This window comes from Gillisella taibaishanensis, assembly GCF_001938985.1.
Lineage (GTDB): Bacteria > Pseudomonadota > Alphaproteobacteria > Rhizobiales > Rhizobiaceae > Allorhizobium > Allorhizobium taibaishanense.
In genome coordinates, this window is record NZ_MKIN01000015.1 from 69,591 (window position 1) to 85,270 (window position 15,680).

The 15,680-nt window shown below is 58.2% G+C and carries 14 protein-coding genes; 9 read left to right on the forward strand and 5 right to left on the reverse strand.

Annotation, left to right across the window (positions count from 1 at the left end; genetic code table 11):
• Positions 1-79 precede the first annotated feature (79 nt).
• From hutH to BJF91_RS00915, 5 genes are all read left to right on the forward strand, one after another.
• Positions 80-1,615 (forward strand): histidine ammonia-lyase, encoded by a 1,536-nt coding sequence (hutH, locus tag BJF91_RS00895; protein ID WP_075612605.1) that lies wholly within the window; start codon positions 80-82, stop codon positions 1,613-1,615.
• A gap of 4 nt (positions 1,616-1,619) precedes the next feature.
• Complete coding sequence (gene hutG / locus BJF91_RS00900) at positions 1,620-2,435, forward strand: N-formylglutamate deformylase (protein WP_075612606.1); 816 nt, start codon at positions 1,620-1,622, stop codon at positions 2,433-2,435.
• Positions 2,432-4,105: a urocanate hydratase gene (hutU, locus tag BJF91_RS00905; RefSeq protein ID WP_075612607.1), complete on the forward strand. Its 1,674-nt coding sequence runs from the start codon at positions 2,432-2,434 to the stop codon at positions 4,103-4,105. Before hutG ends, hutU begins: the two co-directional genes overlap by 4 nt.
• 1 nt (position 4,106) lies before the next feature.
• Positions 4,107-4,694 (forward strand): HutD/Ves family protein, encoded by a 588-nt coding sequence (locus BJF91_RS00910; protein WP_075612608.1) that lies wholly within the window; start codon positions 4,107-4,109, stop codon positions 4,692-4,694.
• A gap of 178 nt (positions 4,695-4,872) precedes the next feature.
• Positions 4,873-5,475, forward strand: a complete 603-nt coding sequence (locus tag BJF91_RS00915) for a TetR/AcrR family transcriptional regulator (protein WP_075612609.1) — start codon at positions 4,873-4,875, stop codon at positions 5,473-5,475.
• Between the two features lie 92 nt (positions 5,476-5,567).
• Here BJF91_RS00915 and BJF91_RS00920 read toward each other — a convergent pair whose 3' ends face one another.
• Complete coding sequence (locus BJF91_RS00920) at positions 5,568-6,734, reverse strand: polysaccharide biosynthesis/export family protein (protein WP_075612610.1); 1,167 nt, start codon at positions 6,732-6,734, stop codon at positions 5,568-5,570.
• Between the two features lie 309 nt (positions 6,735-7,043).
• Positions 7,044-7,979, reverse strand: coding sequence for a LysR family transcriptional regulator (locus BJF91_RS00925; RefSeq protein WP_075612611.1), 936 nt, complete (start codon positions 7,977-7,979; stop codon positions 7,044-7,046).
• Between the two features lie 246 nt (positions 7,980-8,225).
• Between BJF91_RS00925 and BJF91_RS00930 the strand changes: the two genes are divergently transcribed.
• Together BJF91_RS00930 and BJF91_RS00935 are read left to right on the forward strand one after the other, a co-directional pair.
• Positions 8,226-9,176, forward strand: a complete 951-nt coding sequence (locus tag BJF91_RS00930) for a ring-cleaving dioxygenase (RefSeq protein WP_075612612.1) — start codon at positions 8,226-8,228, stop codon at positions 9,174-9,176.
• 88 nt (positions 9,177-9,264) lie between these two features.
• Complete coding sequence (locus BJF91_RS00935; protein ID WP_075612613.1) at positions 9,265-9,921, forward strand: alpha/beta hydrolase; 657 nt, start codon at positions 9,265-9,267, stop codon at positions 9,919-9,921.
• Positions 9,922-9,999: 78 nt separating this feature from the next.
• Here the strand turns inward: BJF91_RS00935 and BJF91_RS00940 are convergent, their stop codons facing one another.
• The 3 genes from BJF91_RS00940 to BJF91_RS00950 form a co-directional block, all read right to left on the reverse strand.
• Positions 10,000-11,277 carry an O-antigen ligase family protein gene (locus BJF91_RS00940; protein ID WP_075612614.1) on the reverse strand — a complete coding sequence of 426 codons (1,278 nt, stop codon included), beginning with the start codon at positions 11,275-11,277 and terminating at the stop codon, positions 10,000-10,002.
• Positions 11,278-11,281: 4 nt separating this feature from the next.
• Positions 11,282-12,559 carry a polysaccharide biosynthesis/export family protein gene (locus BJF91_RS00945; RefSeq protein ID WP_075612615.1) on the reverse strand — a complete coding sequence of 426 codons (1,278 nt, stop codon included), beginning with the start codon at positions 12,557-12,559 and terminating at the stop codon, positions 11,282-11,284.
• A gap of 85 nt (positions 12,560-12,644) precedes the next feature.
• Complete coding sequence (locus BJF91_RS00950) at positions 12,645-13,322, reverse strand: sugar transferase (RefSeq protein ID WP_075612616.1); 678 nt, start codon at positions 13,320-13,322, stop codon at positions 12,645-12,647.
• A 786-nt stretch (positions 13,323-14,108) separates the two neighbouring features.
• Between BJF91_RS00950 and BJF91_RS00955 the strand changes: the two genes are divergently transcribed.
• The gene (locus BJF91_RS00955) at positions 14,109-14,384 is read left to right on the forward strand and encodes an exopolysaccharide production repressor protein (RefSeq protein ID WP_083943027.1); all 276 of its coding nucleotides are present in this window, start codon (positions 14,109-14,111) and stop codon (positions 14,382-14,384) included.
• Between the two features lie 273 nt (positions 14,385-14,657).
• A complete protein-coding gene (locus tag BJF91_RS00960; protein ID WP_075612617.1) occupies positions 14,658-15,674 on the forward strand; it encodes a glycosyltransferase family 2 protein in 1,017 nt (338 codons plus the stop codon).
• The last annotated feature ends 6 nt before the right edge of the window (positions 15,675-15,680 follow it).

Below are 15,680 nucleotides of genomic sequence, written 5' to 3' on the forward strand. Positions count from 1 at the left end.
GGACCGGAACGTGGGAACCGGCTTCCCATCCGAACACAAGATTTGAGCCTGAACACGCCAAGCAACAGCAGGGGCCTTCATGACCATCATCCTTCATCCCGGCGCAGTGCCGCTGTCCGATCTCGCCAGGATCTACTGGACCGGCGAGCCTGTTGCCCTTCACCGGACTTTCGATGCCGGCATTGAAAGAGCTGCGGCTCGCATCGCGGCGATCGCCGCTGGCAACGAGCCGGTCTACGGCGTCAATACCGGTTTCGGCAAACTCGCCTCGATCAAGATCGATGCCGCCGATACGGCAAAGCTGCAGCGCAACCTGATTCTGTCGCATTGCTGCGGTGTCGGCGCGCCCTTGAGCGAAAACATCGTCCGGCTGATCATGTCCCTGAAGCTTGTTTCGCTCGGCCGTGGCGCGTCAGGCGTGCGGCTTGAGCTCGTGCGGCTGATCGAAGCCATGCTGGAAAAAGGCGTAATCCCGGTGATCCCGGAAAAGGGCTCGGTCGGTGCATCCGGCGATCTCGCGCCGCTCGCCCACATGGCTGCCGTTATGATGGGTGAGGCTGAAGCTTTCTATCAGGGCGAACGGTTGTCGGGCTCCGAAGCGCTGAAGCGCGCAGGCCTGCAGCCGGTGACGCTTGCTGCCAAGGAAGGACTGGCGCTGATCAACGGCACCCAGGCCTCGACCGCGCTGGCGCTGGCCGGCCTGTTTCGTGCCCATCGCGCCGCTCAGGCTGCGCTGATCACCGGTGCCCTGTCGACGGATGCCGCCATGGGGTCGTCTGCCCCCTTCACCGCAGACATCCACACATTGCGCGGCCATCAGGGCCAGATCGACACCGCAGCGGCACTGCGCGCCCTGCTCGAGGGCTCCGTGATCAGGCAGAGCCATCTCGATGGTGACGAGCGGGTGCAGGACCCCTATTGCATCCGCTGCCAGCCGCAGGTCGATGGCGCCTGCCTAGATATCCTGCGCATGGCGGCGCGTACGCTGACCATCGAAGCCAATGCGGTGACAGACAATCCGCTGGTCCTGTCCGACGATAGCGTGGTGTCAGGCGGCAATTTTCACGCCGAGCCGGTGGCCTTCGCCGCCGACCAGATCGCGCTTGCTGTCTGCGAGATTGGGGCGATTGCCCAGCGGCGTATCGCGCTTTTGGTTGATCCCGCCCTGTCCTACGGCCTGCCTGCCTTTCTCGCCAAGAAGCCGGGCCTCAATTCCGGCCTGATGATCGCTGAAGTGACCTCCGCGGCGCTGATGAGCGAAAACAAGCAGATGGCCCATCCTGCCTCAGTGGATTCCACGCCGACCTCTGCCAATCAGGAAGACCACGTGTCCATGGCCTGCCATGGCGCCCGGCGCCTGCTGCAGATGACGGATAATCTCTTCTCCATTATCGGCATCGAGGCGCTCACCGCCGCCCAAGGCGTCGAATTCCGGTCGCCGCTCACCACCAGCCCGGAACTTCAGAAGGCCATTACCGCACTGCGCTCCGTTGTCGACACCCTTGAAGAAGACAGGTTCATGGCACCCGATCTGGAAGCGGCCGGCCGGCTGGTGGCGGATGGTAGATTGGTGAACAGCGTTTCGACCGGGCTCCTGCCGGAACTGGAGGCATAAGGCGATGCAGCCATTTGAAATCACTCAGGGCACCTCGCCCGTCATCCTCGCCTTTCCGCATACTGGGACGGACGTTCCGCCCGAAATCTGGTCGCGCCTCAACGACAATGGCCGCCTGCTGGCCGATACCGATTGGCACATCCATAATCTTTATGGCGGCCTGCTCGATAACGTCACTGTGGTGCGCGCCACCTTCCATCGCTACGTGATCGATGCCAACCGGGATCCGGCGGGCGTCAGCCTCTATCCGGGCCAGAACACCACGGGTCTCATTCCAGATACCGATTTCGACGGCAAGCCGATCTGGAACGAAGGTCAGGCGCCATCGGAAAGCGATATCGCCGAACGGCTCGCAACCTTCCACGCCCCCTATCATGCCGCTCTGGCAGCCGAAGTCGCCCGCGTGAAGGCACTGCATGGCGTGGCGGTCCTGTATGATTGCCATTCGATCCGCTGCCATATCCCCTTCCTGTTCGAAGGGCGCTTGCCGGATTTCAACATCGGTACGGATGGCGGACGCACCTGCGTCCCTGCCATCGAAGCAGCGGCCGTGGATGTGGCGGCTTCGGCTGCCGGCTATACATCCGTGCTCAACGGCCGCTTCAAAGGCGGCTGGACCACCCGCCATTACGGCAGACCGGAAACCGGCGTCCACGCCATCCAGATGGAACTGGCACAGGCCACGCATCTGGCCGAGGAAGCGCCGCCCTTTGCCTATGACCCCGCCAAGGCAGACCGCCTGCGGGCAAATCTGAAAACCATTCTGCAAAAAATCGAAACGATCGCTTTTCAACTCAAGGACGGGAGCAAACCGGCATGACCAATCCACGCCACAATATTCGCGACGTGCGCGCCGCCACCGGCACCGAGCTTTCCGCCAAGAGCTGGATGACCGAAGCGCCGCTTAGAATGCTGATGAACAATCTCGACCCCGATGTAGCCGAGCGTCCGCATGAACTGGTGGTCTATGGCGGTATTGGCCGCGCTGCCCGCACCTGGGAGGACTTTGACCGGATCGTCGCGACGCTGAAGACGCTGACCGAGGAAGAAACCCTCATCGTCCAATCCGGCAAGCCCGTTGGCGTGTTCCGCACCCACAAGGATGCGCCGCGCGTCTTGATCGCCAATTCCAACCTTGTGCCGCATTGGGCCACTTGGGACCATTTCAACGAGTTGGATAAAAAGGGCCTGGCCATGTATGGCCAGATGACCGCGGGCTCCTGGATCTATATCGGCACGCAGGGCATCGTGCAGGGCACCTATGAAACCTTCGTAGAGGCTGGCCGCCAGCATTACGGCGGCAATCTCAAGGGCAAGTGGATCCTGACCGGCGGGCTTGGCGGCATGGGCGGCGCCCAGCCGCTTGCCGCCGTCATGGCCGGCGCCTGCTGCCTCGCCGTGGAATGCGACGAGACCCGCATCGATTTCCGGCTGCGCACCCGCTATGTGGATGCCAAGGCGCACACGCTCGACGAGGCGCTCGGCATGATCGACCAATGGACCAAGGCGGGCGAAGCGAAATCCGTTGGCCTCGTCGGCAATGCCGCCGACATCTTCCCGGAACTCGTTCGCCGCGGCGTAAAACCTGACATCGTCACCGACCAGACCTCCGCCCATGATCCGATCCATGGCTATCTGCCGTCCGGCTGGACGGTTGCCGAATGGCGCGCGAAACAGGAAAGCGACCCGAAGGCAGTGGAAAAGGCCGCCCGCGCCTCGATGAAAGTGCATGTCGCAGCCATGGTGGATTTCTGGAACCAGGGCGTGCCCACGCTGGATTACGGCAACAACATCCGCCAGGTTGCCCAGGAGGAAGGGCTGGAAAACGCCTTTTCCTTCCCGGGCTTCGTTCCGGCCTATATCCGGCCACTGTTTTGCCGTGGCATTGGTCCGTTTCGCTGGGCGGCCCTGTCTGGCGATCCCGAAGACATCTACAAGACCGATGCCAAGGTGAAGGAACTGCTGCCCGACAACACGCACCTGCACAATTGGCTGGACATGGCCCGCGAACGGATTGCCTTCCAGGGCCTGCCGGCACGCATCTGCTGGGTCGGGCTCGGCGACCGCCACAAGCTTGGCCTCGCCTTCAATGAAATGGTGCGCAGTGGCGAGTTGAAGGCCCCTGTCGTCATCGGTCGGGACCATCTCGATAGCGGCTCTGTCGCATCGCCCAATCGCGAAACAGAAGCCATGAAGGACGGGTCTGACGCCGTCTCCGACTGGCCGCTCTTGAACGCGCTGCTCAATTGCGCCTCCGGTGCCACCTGGGTGTCGCTGCATCACGGCGGCGGGGTCGGCATGGGCTTTAGCCAGCACTCGGGCATGGTCATCTGCGCTGATGGTACGGATGATGCAGCCCGGCGGCTGGAGCGGGTACTGTGGAATGATCCGGCCACTGGTGTGATGCGTCATGCCGATGCCGGCTATGACATCGCGCTCGACTGCGCCCGCGAAAAAGGCCTGCGTCTGCCCGGCATTCTCGGCAACTGACATGCAGATCCTGCGCCGGGAAACCTATCGCCGCATGCCCTGGAAGAACGGCCAGGGCATGACCGAGGAAATCGCGATCTTTCCGCTTGAAAGCGGCATGGAGGATTTCGATTGGCGGCTGTCCATCGCCCATGTCGGCGCGGACGGTCCCTTCTCGCTGTTTCCCGGCCTTGATCGCAGCATTGCGCTTCTCGACGGAGAAGGCATGGCGCTCTCCCTCCCCGACGGGAAAAGCGAGATGCTGACGAAAACCGGCCAACCCTTTGCCTTTCCTGGCGATTGGGTGATTTCCAGTCGTAATCTCGCTGCTAAGACCATCGATCTCAACATCATGACTAGGCGTGGCCGGTTCCGCCACGAGATGTGCCGTCAGCAGCACTTCGCGCTCGCGACGCGAAGTGAAGCGGCGATTACCTTGGTAGTTTTCAATCAGGACGTCACTGTTGTCGACAAAGACCAGCCTTTGTCGCTCCACCGCTTTGATACCGTCATCCTGGAGCCAGGCGAGCCTTGGCCGTTCACAGCTTCAGTGCCATCGGATACTACAGGATGCGATCTGCTGGTCGTGACGCTCGAGCGCGAGGAATGAGGTAGCCGCCCGCCTGGACCTCCGGTTCTCCGAACTATGCAGCGCCGGATGACTCACCGAAAAACCGGCTAAATCCCCGACATTTTAACGTGGTTCTCCAGCAAAAAGCAGGTTAAAAAGCGCGTGTATCCCGCTCGTTGCTGACGGGTTGCGCCAGCATTTTTGCAGCAGAGAGCCGATGCGCACGAAGAGCGAGACCAAAAGACGCCAGATCCTGAAGATTGCCGGAGATCTGTTTCGAGAGCATGGTTTTGGCGCAGTCAACATGGCACAGATCGCGGCCTCTGTAGGCGGCTCAAAATCAACGCTTTACAATCACTTCCCGACAAAGGAAGCGCTGTTTGAGGCCTATGTGATTGAAGCGGGACGAGAGCCCTTCGCCGCCCTTGCCGACGCCAACGAGCACGGCGACACAGCACAAGCCGCGCTGGCCAGCTATGCGCGCGCCTATCTGCGGCTTCTGCTATCGCCGGAAGTGCTGGCGATCAACCGTCTGGTGATATCAGAAGCGCCGCGTTTCCGTGAACTGGGCGGCATATTTTACGAGAACGGGCCGCGCGTGACGCTGGAACAGATCGAACAGAAAATTTCGCATCTGGTTGAACGAAAACTGCTTGAGATAGAGGATATCTCCCTGGCAGCCCTTCAATTCAAGGTGCTGGCCGAAGCAGGGCTTTACGAACGCTGCCTCTGGGGTTTGCTTGATCAGCCAGCCGATTCAGACATCCTTGCAGCGGCCGAGACCGCGGCCCGAGCCTTCCTCAAGCTCTACGGACGCTGATTTCATACACCTATGATAACGGGAATGCTCATTTGATCGGGAAAACCGACCGGGCAGACATGGCGTCTTACCCGGTCAGAATTTCCAACCTATCAGTTGGCGACGGCGCGGACGCCGGAGGCAGTGCCGACAGGCGTTGCGATCAACTGCATAAACTTCAGGAAATCAACTGTCGGGTGGCGTGCCGCGTAGATCACATCGCGATTCTTGATCGGGAAGCTTTGGCCGACAAGCAGGCTGTCCGGTGAGTGCATATTGAAGCGATAGACGATCGGATAGCGCCCATCCTTGTTGGCAACCAGGCCCTTCGATTGCAGTTCGTGGAACCGCTTGGCGCCGAGGACGTCCATGACGATTTCAGGCTCTTCATAGCGGAACACGAAATAGCCTTCCGCATCGCCCTGGTTGTCAGATCCGCCGCCTGCAAGCGCAATGGCTTCGAGCAGGTTGAGATCACTGGCACCAAAGGGCACACGATTGTTCTTCTCGACCTGTCCGAGGATCGTGAAGGTGCGGGGATCATGCGTCACGTAAATCTGGTCACGCGGCTCGACATAGATGTTTTCGCGCGGATTTTCGATCAGCGACTTCAATAGGATGCTGGCAGTCTTGGTGCCACGCACCAGCGTCACGTAGGATTCGTAGGGTTCGCTGGCAGGGCCACCGGCCCGCGCGATAACCTCAGTGATCCTGTCGCCTGCCAAGGTCAACTCGACGTTCGACGGTTTTCCGACCGCCCCCGACACCGTGACCGAACGCGATGCGGTTCCAGCCGCCGTAACCAACACGTCAGGCTCGACTGCCTTGTTGACGAGTTTGGCGAGAATCGCCTTGCGTGCTTCTTCCTGAGTCTTGCCGGCCAGCGTAATCGGCCCGACATAGGGAATGGTACCGGTTCCGTCCGGCTGCACCACGACATCGATCGTCGTCTGCTTCGACTGTGAGGTCGAAAACAAGCCGTCCGATCCTGCCTCGAAAATGCTGATCTTCAGCTGGTCGCCAATACCGATGACGACACGGCCAGCACGCCCACCGATACCGAACCGGCGGCTGAACAGGGAATTGGAAAAATTAGCGACGGTCCGAGCCGTCTGCTGGTCGACGTCGACAGTATCGAACACGGACGCATTCGGCCGGTTCAACTCCTGCCTTGATTTTCCTGCCTGCCCTTCGATCTGCGAGGAAAGTGGCCCTGCAGCCGGTAGAGTATCGCATGCGGCAAGACCCGCAGTGACCACAACCGCGACAATCTTTCTCAACGGGTAACTCTCCACTCGCAAACTCCTTGGCGCGTCCTCAGTGCGACTGCCATCGCAGATGGGGGGCGCAACAAACTACTAGCGGCCTTCTACGACCGTTTCAAGATACCCTCTCACCGCGGACACTATTCAAACAATCTTAACGAATTCTGACTGCAGGGCTTTTTAGCAAGCGAATAGAGCATGATCTCGTTTCGGAACGGCACAACAAGCTTAAAGGCCATAAACTTTCCCGGGCCTGACCTAGTGTAAAGCCGCAAGGCACACTGAAATTGATCCGCGAGAGGCTGTGGACAAATTAAACGCCGCCTATTCCTCTGCGGCAATCCTGGATGGCGAGACCGATGCGCCTTCGATCAATGGACGCAGAGGCACCAATTGTGCAGCGATGAAATCCATGAACACACGAATGCGTGGGGAATGCCGCAGTTCCTGATGGGTGAGCAACCAGAGGCCAGCCTGATAGTCCGGGATTGCCGCCGAAAGCCTGACAAGGGCCGGACGGACGTCTCCGATGAAGCACGGCATATGGCCAATACCGATTCCAGCCTCAATGGCCTCGGCAAGCGCCAGCACTGAATTCGCGCGGTAGCGCAACTGCCTGGACGAAAGCCTGTCACGGGCATCCCGCACCACTTTCAGCCCCGCCATGTCTTCGGCAAGGGCAACCCAGTTGACCGCTTCATCTTCGAGCGAGATGGCAGACGGGCCGGCAAAGTCGGATCCCCGTCCATAGAGCGCCCAGGCGATCAGTCCAATGCGGCGCCCGACCAGCGTGTCTGGCGGACTGTCCGTCGCACGGATGGCAATATCGGCGTCGCGGCGTGACAGGTTCAAAGCAGTGTTGCCTATGACCACGTCGAGACGGATGTCCGGATAGGTGGCTTGAAAGCGGGCAAACAGCGGCGTCAGCAGATGCACAAGCAGACTGTCGGCGGTCGTCACCCTGATTTCGCCAGCGGGTGCGATCTCGCGGCCCTGCAGGCGCCGCTCCAACTGCGCCACCTCAGCCTCAATACGCTCGGCGCTTTGAACCATCTCCTCACCGGTCGACGTCAGCGCATAGCCAGCCCGCCGCCGCTCGAACAACGTCACCCCAAGCGCCGTTTCCAATGCGCCCAGGCGCCGAAAGACTGTGGAGTGGTCAATACCCAGCTCCGCCGCTGCGCCCGCCATGCCCTGCGCTTGCGCCACAGCCTTCACAAGCCGCAGATCGTCCCACGCCAATGGTTTCGCTCCGCTCATAATCCACCTCAAACCTTGTCTGATCGCACTGTGTGGATTGCATGTGCAAAGTCAAGTTTGCATTTACGCAAGCAAAACTAGCTGCAAGACCATGCGGAAGCGCCTATCTGTTGGTCATCGAAAGCGCCGCAGCCTTCCGACATCAGAAACAAAAGTTCAATTCTGCGGCCCCTTTCACGACGGACGACCCGCAAGTGGCACTGAAGCCGCCGGTTCGCCGCCCGCCGAACAACCAGGAGAACGAAGATGGCAAATGGTATTCATCACGTTACGGCAATTGCTGGTCCCGCCCGCCGCAACCTTGACTTCTACACACGGGTTCTCGGCCAGCGCTTCGTCAAGAAGACCGTCAATTTCGACGATCCCGGCACTTATCACTTCTATTTTGGTGACGAAGCCGGCAACCCCGGCACGATCATGACCTTCTTCCCTTGGGAACATGTCGCGCCCGGCCGTCTTGGCATCGGCGAAACCCAGGAAACCAGTTACCGGGTACCCAAGGCATCGCTTGGCTTCTGGACCCATCGGTTCATCGAGCAGGGCGTCGTGCACGACAAGCTTGAGCAGCGCTTCGGCCAGACTGTCCTGCCATTCAAGGATCCCGATGGCATGCGGTTGGCGCTCGTTGGCATCGAGGGCATAGAGCAGGAAGCAGCATGGACGGTTCCGGGCATTCCCGCAGAACATGCCCTGCGCGGTTTCTACGGCGTCACGCTGTTGCTCGACAAGATCGAAGCTACTGCTGCCGTTCTGACCGATGTCTTCGGCTTCGAAGAAACGGCCACGGAAGGGTATATCACCCGTTACCAAGTGCCGGGCATTGAAATCGGTGGCGTGGTCGACCTGCGTGCGGCCGGTGAGTTCCTGCCCGCACGGCCAGGTGCCGGCTCCGTCCATCATGTCGCCTTCCAGGCGAAGGACGATACGGAGCAGGCCGAAATGGCGGAAAAGCTGCGCAAGAACCACGGCCTGCATCCCACGGAGCAGAAAGATCGGGATTACTTCCGCTCGATCTATTTCCGCTCTCCCGGCGGCGTCCTGTTCGAAATCGCAACGCTTGATCCTGGCTTTGCCGTCGACGAACCGAAGGACAGTCTGGGCCAGGCCTTGAAACTGCCCAAGGGCCTCGAAGGCTTCCGCGCCCGGATCGAAGACATGCTGCCTGATCTCGGCGACGAGATGGTCGCGGAGCAATAGTCCGAAAAACATTATGGGCATCGTCTTACCGCGCTGCCCTGATGGGCTGGCCTCGCCCCGATGTGAGGCTCTCACAGGAGCAACCATCATGACCAAGAATCACAATCTATCCTTCGTCCACCAGTTTGTACCCGCAACGGCACCGGGGCGCACACCCTTGCTGCTGTTGCATGGCACAGGCGGCGATGAGAACGACCTGCTCGGTCTCGGCAGTGCGCTTTCCCCCGGCGCTGCCCTGCTATCACCGCGCGGACAAGTGCTCGAACACGGTATGCCTCGGTTTTTCCGGAGGCTGGCGGAAGGCGTCTTCGATGAAGACGACTTGAAAACTCGTGCCGCAGACCTGGCAGGCTTTATCGATGCCGCTCGCACCGCCTATGGTCTGCCAGCACCAATCGCCATCGGCTTTTCCAATGGCGCCAATATTGCCGCCGCCCTGCTGCTTCTGCATCGCAAGGCTTTGGCAGGGGCCATTCTTCTACGTGCCATGGCGCCATTTCGTGCTCCGGTCACGCCAAACAATGCAAGTACAGAGCATAATGGCGTCCCGGTCCTCGTTCTCTCAGGGGCAATGGACCCGATCGTTCCGGCCGATAATGCCGCACGGTTGGTCGGTTCCCTTAGAGAAGCAGGCCATGCGGTCGATCACGAGACACTCCCGGCTGGTCATAACCTCACTCAAGCCGATATGTCGCTCGCCAAGCGTTTTCTGGAAAGTCAGTTTATCGCCAACGAGCCCGCATGACATAGAACGGCCGATGCCCCTCCCTGCCGCAGGGGCATCGCCTCCCCAATAGCGCAGTAGTAGACGTGTGAAAGGCCTTTAAAGGCTTCTTGCCCCCGGTGCACCATCGCCGTAATAGCGCACGACACTTTGGCGCGGGGCCGCAACGAGACGCCGCAGCGCGAGCTTGCCCAGCATGAAATACAGCAGGAACGAGCCAATCTGGTAGGCGAAGATTATATCGATTTCTACGAAAGCGCGTTCCACCAAAAGCATCGCCACGCCGAACAGCACACCCGCCTCCGGATCGCGAACATTGACGAGCAGCCGGCTGAGATTGCCGATCAGAGCCGTCACCAGCATGCCGACCAGCAGCAGCAGTCCGACAATGCCGGTTTCCACGGTGGTTTCAATGAAGGTATTGTGGAAATGGAAACCGGCCCGGGTGGGAATATAGAATTCGTCCCAGAGCCGTTCGGCCTCCGAAAAACCCTGAACCCAGTAGGCCTGATACCCAACGCCGAAAATTGGATTGATCTGGGCTGCGGCAATCCCCTGCTGCCAGAGATAAGTGCGCCCGGTCAGCGTTGAATCCTTGCCAAAAGCGCCGAGAACGAGATCAACCCCGCCGGCGTAGACGAAGGCCGCTGTGCCAAGCCCGCCAAGCACGACGCCGGCGACCACAAGCGCGATACGGTGGCGCGGCGACAGCAAAATGACGGCTCTCAATACCATCGAGGCCCCGATTACCGCCATCACGGTTATGACCGATGTTGCCGATTGCGAGGCAAACAGACAGTAGGCAGACAGAACCGCAAGACCCGCCGAAGCTGGCATGGCAAGCCCACGTTCCTTGACGATGACAACGGAGGCAAAGGCAAAATAGAGCCCGAGGGACGCGTAGAAGCCGAGCTGGTTTTTAGAGGAGAAGGCACCGACGAAACTGAAGGAGCCGTCGAGTGGATCGAGGAAATAGTTCCCAAACAGCAGCGAATAGATCAGCACCACACAGATCCCGATCATCGAGCCGCGCAGAAACGATCTCAGGCCAACGACCCGCATCGCCACCAAAGCGCAGACGATATGCGAGAAATACTGCAGGGAGGCGCGCATTGTCACTGGCGGCGCCGCCGACCAGAAGATCGACAGGATCGTCAAAATGCTGAAAGCGAATATAGGGAGATACACGCCATAGTTACCAAGCACGCGCCTATAGTTGACCGCGATCAGCGATAGCCAGACACCATAATATGCCAAAATGGAAATCTGCCCGAACAGGGCAGAATAGGCAAAAACAAAATAGGACAAGGCGACCGCCATGACCGCATACAGTCCGTTGTGGTCAGGGTCGATCAAAGAGGATTTAGCGATCCGCATCGCCTTACCGCATGGCTGGCTGGGACAGCTTGACTGTTACCTTGATAACGTCGCCAGGCACGACGGGCGTATTTTCGCTGGCAGCCAATTCAGCCGGCTTGCCATCTTTCTCGCGCACGATTGAATAGGCGACATTATTCTCGCCATCGCCATTCTTCATGCTGGCGCTTTCGGCAGACTGCAGCAACGATTCGGCCATCAGGCCACGGCTCGTCGACAGTTTCAGCGCGATCTGATCCAGCTCCGCTTCAGTGTCCTGCAGATCCTGGGCCAATTGCGCGTCCCAGTCATTACGGGTTGTGGTTTGATCCTGCTGGGCCTTGTTCAGGTCCTGCTTGGCCTTAAGCGTATTGGTGTCGATGTCCAGAAGGGCAGATTGAAGGTCGGAAACCTGCTGCTCGACAGCCAAGCGGCGCGAACTCAACGCCAAACCTTGCTCGCTGAGGCTGTTGACCTTGTCGCGATCTTCTTCAACCATCGACAGCTGCCGGGTCTGCGTTTCCGACTTTTTACCAAGTGCCTCGATTTCCGCAGACAGCAGCGTCTTGAGGTCTGCTAGCGACGACAACTGAACTCTCAACTTTGCCGTCTGTGAATGCATCAGAGCGGCTTCCGAATCCACCAACTGCTTGATGTCAGGGATCGACTTCAATTCCTCCGGAATTTCGATCGATTCTTTTTCATTCATCTGCGCCAGGATGCGCTGACGACGCACGAGCAGGCGATTGCGCTGAGAAATCAGCACGGCACCATCGCCTTGCGCCTGTAGGAAGTCGCGAGCAAAGCGCTGACCGTCGGCACGCTTCAAACCACCGGCAATGCTCAAGGCCTTCAAAACAGTCATCCCTGGCGCGTAGGGATATTCACCCGGAGACTGAATGGCACCCGCCATGTAAACGGGTCGATACTGGGAAATTTCAACGGACGCTGACGGCCGGTCGCTGAGACCGAACAGCTGCTGCATCTTTTTGCCGATTTCATCGGCAACTTCAGACGTCGTTTTGCCGGAAGCCGGCAGTTCACCAATGAAAGGAAGCGAAATCTGGCCAGCGGCCCCGACGGAATAGTCGCCGCTCACGGCTTCCCAGTCACGAACGGAGCCTTCAGCCGTCTGCCATTCCGCTACCCGCACCCGGATCTTGTCCATCACACCCAAACGGTAATCATCGGCTGCAGCCAGACCAGGAGCCTGAAACGACAGACACAGCGCGAGCGCTGCGATGCTGAGGGTATTCATGCGCTTGAAGGACCGAAGTCTTCCAGCAAATCCGTTAGCCTTCATGGCAAATCCTATGCGTATTCAACGAGGGTGCGACCCGATAAGAAGCGAAATGGGCGGCGTTGGGAGCAGCCACCCGATCACAATCTTAATAGCTGCCGCGAGACAGGCACACTGCAGGAACGGTGCGCATGATAATGAGCACATCCTTTGCAAGCGACCATGTCTTAACATACTGCGTGTCCATGGCCACCCGTGTTTCGTAGGAAACGTCGTTTCGGCCGCTGACCTGCCACAAACCGGTAAGGCCGGGACGGGTCTGCAGATAGAAAGCAGCATTGCTGTCGTACATTTCCAGCTCGTCTTCGACGACAGGACGTGGACCGACAATGCTCATCTCACCCTTGATGATGTTGAACAACTGCGGCAGTTCGTCGAGGCTCAGCTTGCGCAGCACCGAACCGATCGCGGTTACGCGCGGATCGTTCTGCAGCTTGCGGGTCGTGCGCCACTCTTCATATGCTTCAGGATTGGCACGCAGATAATCTTGCAGAACCTTGTCGCCATTCTGCACCATGGTGCGGAACTTCAGGCAAAAGAACTGCTGGCCGTTATGGCCGATACGCCGATGGCCGTAAAAAACACTGCCGCCATCGGTGAACTTTACCATGGCTGCAATCATGAGGAAGAAAGGGCTGAAGATGATCAACGCCAGGCTGGCGATGATAATGTCCAGACCCCTCTTTGAGAGGCCACCAACCGGCTGAGTGCCGGCCGTGACGGTCGTAAAAAACGGCGAACTGGCCGATCTTGTCGCTGACTTCATAGAGGTAACTCCATTTACGTGGGCGATTGGGTCGGGTCCCGGCGGGACGCGTCCGTGGTCATTGAGCCTTAGTGTGTGGTTATAATTTGTCCTTCGCAATCCCCTTTGCAGAAAACCTTCCGGCCACTGGAATGATAGCAATTGCGTAATGTATCGAATACGTAATACAGTCGATGTATTGAATGTCCCGTTGTGGTACTTTGACATCACGATCTCGGTGTTTGGCAATCGAAATCCTTTAACCTTCCCGTTCACGGAACGTTTTATACTTTTGATGTATTTCAATTATAAACGGTATTTCATAAATTCGTCATCTAGAATGAATGCAATTGAACGGCTTTGATGTGCCGCGAGAGACTTATTGCATTGCATCATTATGGTGCGCCGCATATAGATTTATGAATATGTTCTAATTTTGTAACAATTTGTGATCGAACTAGGTAAAAATTTAATGAACCCGGAAAGGCTCAAGTAGGGTCTTCGGCTCCAAACGGCTCAGTTCCGCGAAGCAGCGAGGCCGCAACTCTGGCCAGGTTATGGAGCGCAGAAGCCGGGCCAAGCCAAGGAAATGGTTAGAATTTCCTTAACTCTGCGCCAAAAATTGACTGATTTGCGTAACAGTCCTTCAAACCTCTTCCGGTATACGTGTCCTGCAAACAGGATTGGCGGGCCAAGAAAGCCTGTAGATTGAAAGAACCGGGTAAGATGTCTATATTGATCTTGCCTCTGAGGAGAAGGCGATGATTTCGGTCTTAAGGTCAACATATCGGGGGGAGGCTCGACAACATGCATGCACCTAAGGTCTTCTTCAGCATGATAGGCGCGCTGGTGGTATTCGCCGTTGCAACCTATTTCTTGTCTGGATCTTTGACGGGAACAATCATTAAGACTGTGCTTTCCGCAATTCTACTACAAGTAGGTTATTTTTGCGCTGTTGCATATCTCGTCTTCAAGGAAACCAAGCGTCGTAAGGCTTTGGATGGCGCTGTAGAAGGCGTTGCATCAGCAGCGACTTTGCGCAATCTCGGCAAGGCTGGTCACACCGCGCTTCGTAACCATTAACATCCCCTCTTCCATCGAGGTCGCTTTTCCGCCAAGATCAACTGGCAAAGATTGTGCGAAAGCCGTTGACACGGCCCGTTTCGACAATCATTGGTGTGTGCGGGCTAATTTGGCTCGCCCTAGCAGTTGATTTGGAGCAAGAGCGATTAGAACCCCGAGAGACATTCCATGCCTTTTCGGTTCAGGACGTAATGTCCGGGCAATCTTGCTCCCTCATCTGTTTGGATCACAGACGCTTTCTAGACGCGTAAGATCACAGTGCGGGAGACCGTAATGACGACCAATTCCTCCGTATGCGTCATCATTGCTGCAAAAAACGCGGGCGCGACGATCGCTCGCGCCGTCCGTTCCGCACTTGCTGAGGCAGAAACCTTCGAAGTGGTGGTGGTCGACGATGGGTCGACCGACGGCACCGGTGCCGAGGCATTTTCGGCTGACGACGGCAGCGGCCGCCTCAACATTATCCGCTTCGATGAAAACCGGGGTCCTGCTGCGGCCCGCAATCGCGCAATCGACGCGTCGACTGCACCACTGCTCGCAATTCTCGACGCCGACGATTTCTTCCTGCCAGGCCGGTTCACCCAGATGATGGCGGAAGATCAATGGGATTTCATCGCCGACAATATCGTCTTCGTCAAAGAAGAATGCGTTGCCCGCGTCAGCACTGACGTCAAGCATTTCCATCGTCATGCCAGATTACTGGCTCTCGAAGACTTCATCGCCGGCAATATTTCGCGCAGAGGCGCTCAACGGGGTGAGATCGGTTTTCTGAAACCCGTCATGCGCCGCGAGTTTCTCGACCGCCATAGGCTGCGATATAATGAAAAGCTAAGGCTGGGTGAAGATTACGATCTTTATGCCCGAGCTCTGGCGGCTAGGGCGCGCTATAAGATCATTCACAGCTGCGGCTACGGTGCGGTCGTTCGCCACGACTCACTGAGCGGCAAGCATCGGACGGAAGATCTAAAGCGTCTTTACGAAGCCGATCGCGCCCTTCTTGCCTCCGGGCTATTGACCCAGGAGCAAAAGACGCTGCTGCGCCAGCACGAAAAACACATTCGCGATCGCTACGAGCTGCGTCATTTTCTCGATTTGAAAAATAGCCGCGGTCCGATGGCAGCCTTGGCTTATGCCGCGACCCATCCGGCCGCGATTCCGGCGATTGTCGGGGGGATTGCCGCCGACAAGAAGGAGGCTTTTGTTGGCAGTGCCCCTCGCCCGCCTTCGCCACAGACAGCCGGCCATCTGCGATACCTGCTGCCTGTCATCGCCGACGCCGATCAGAGATGACATCCA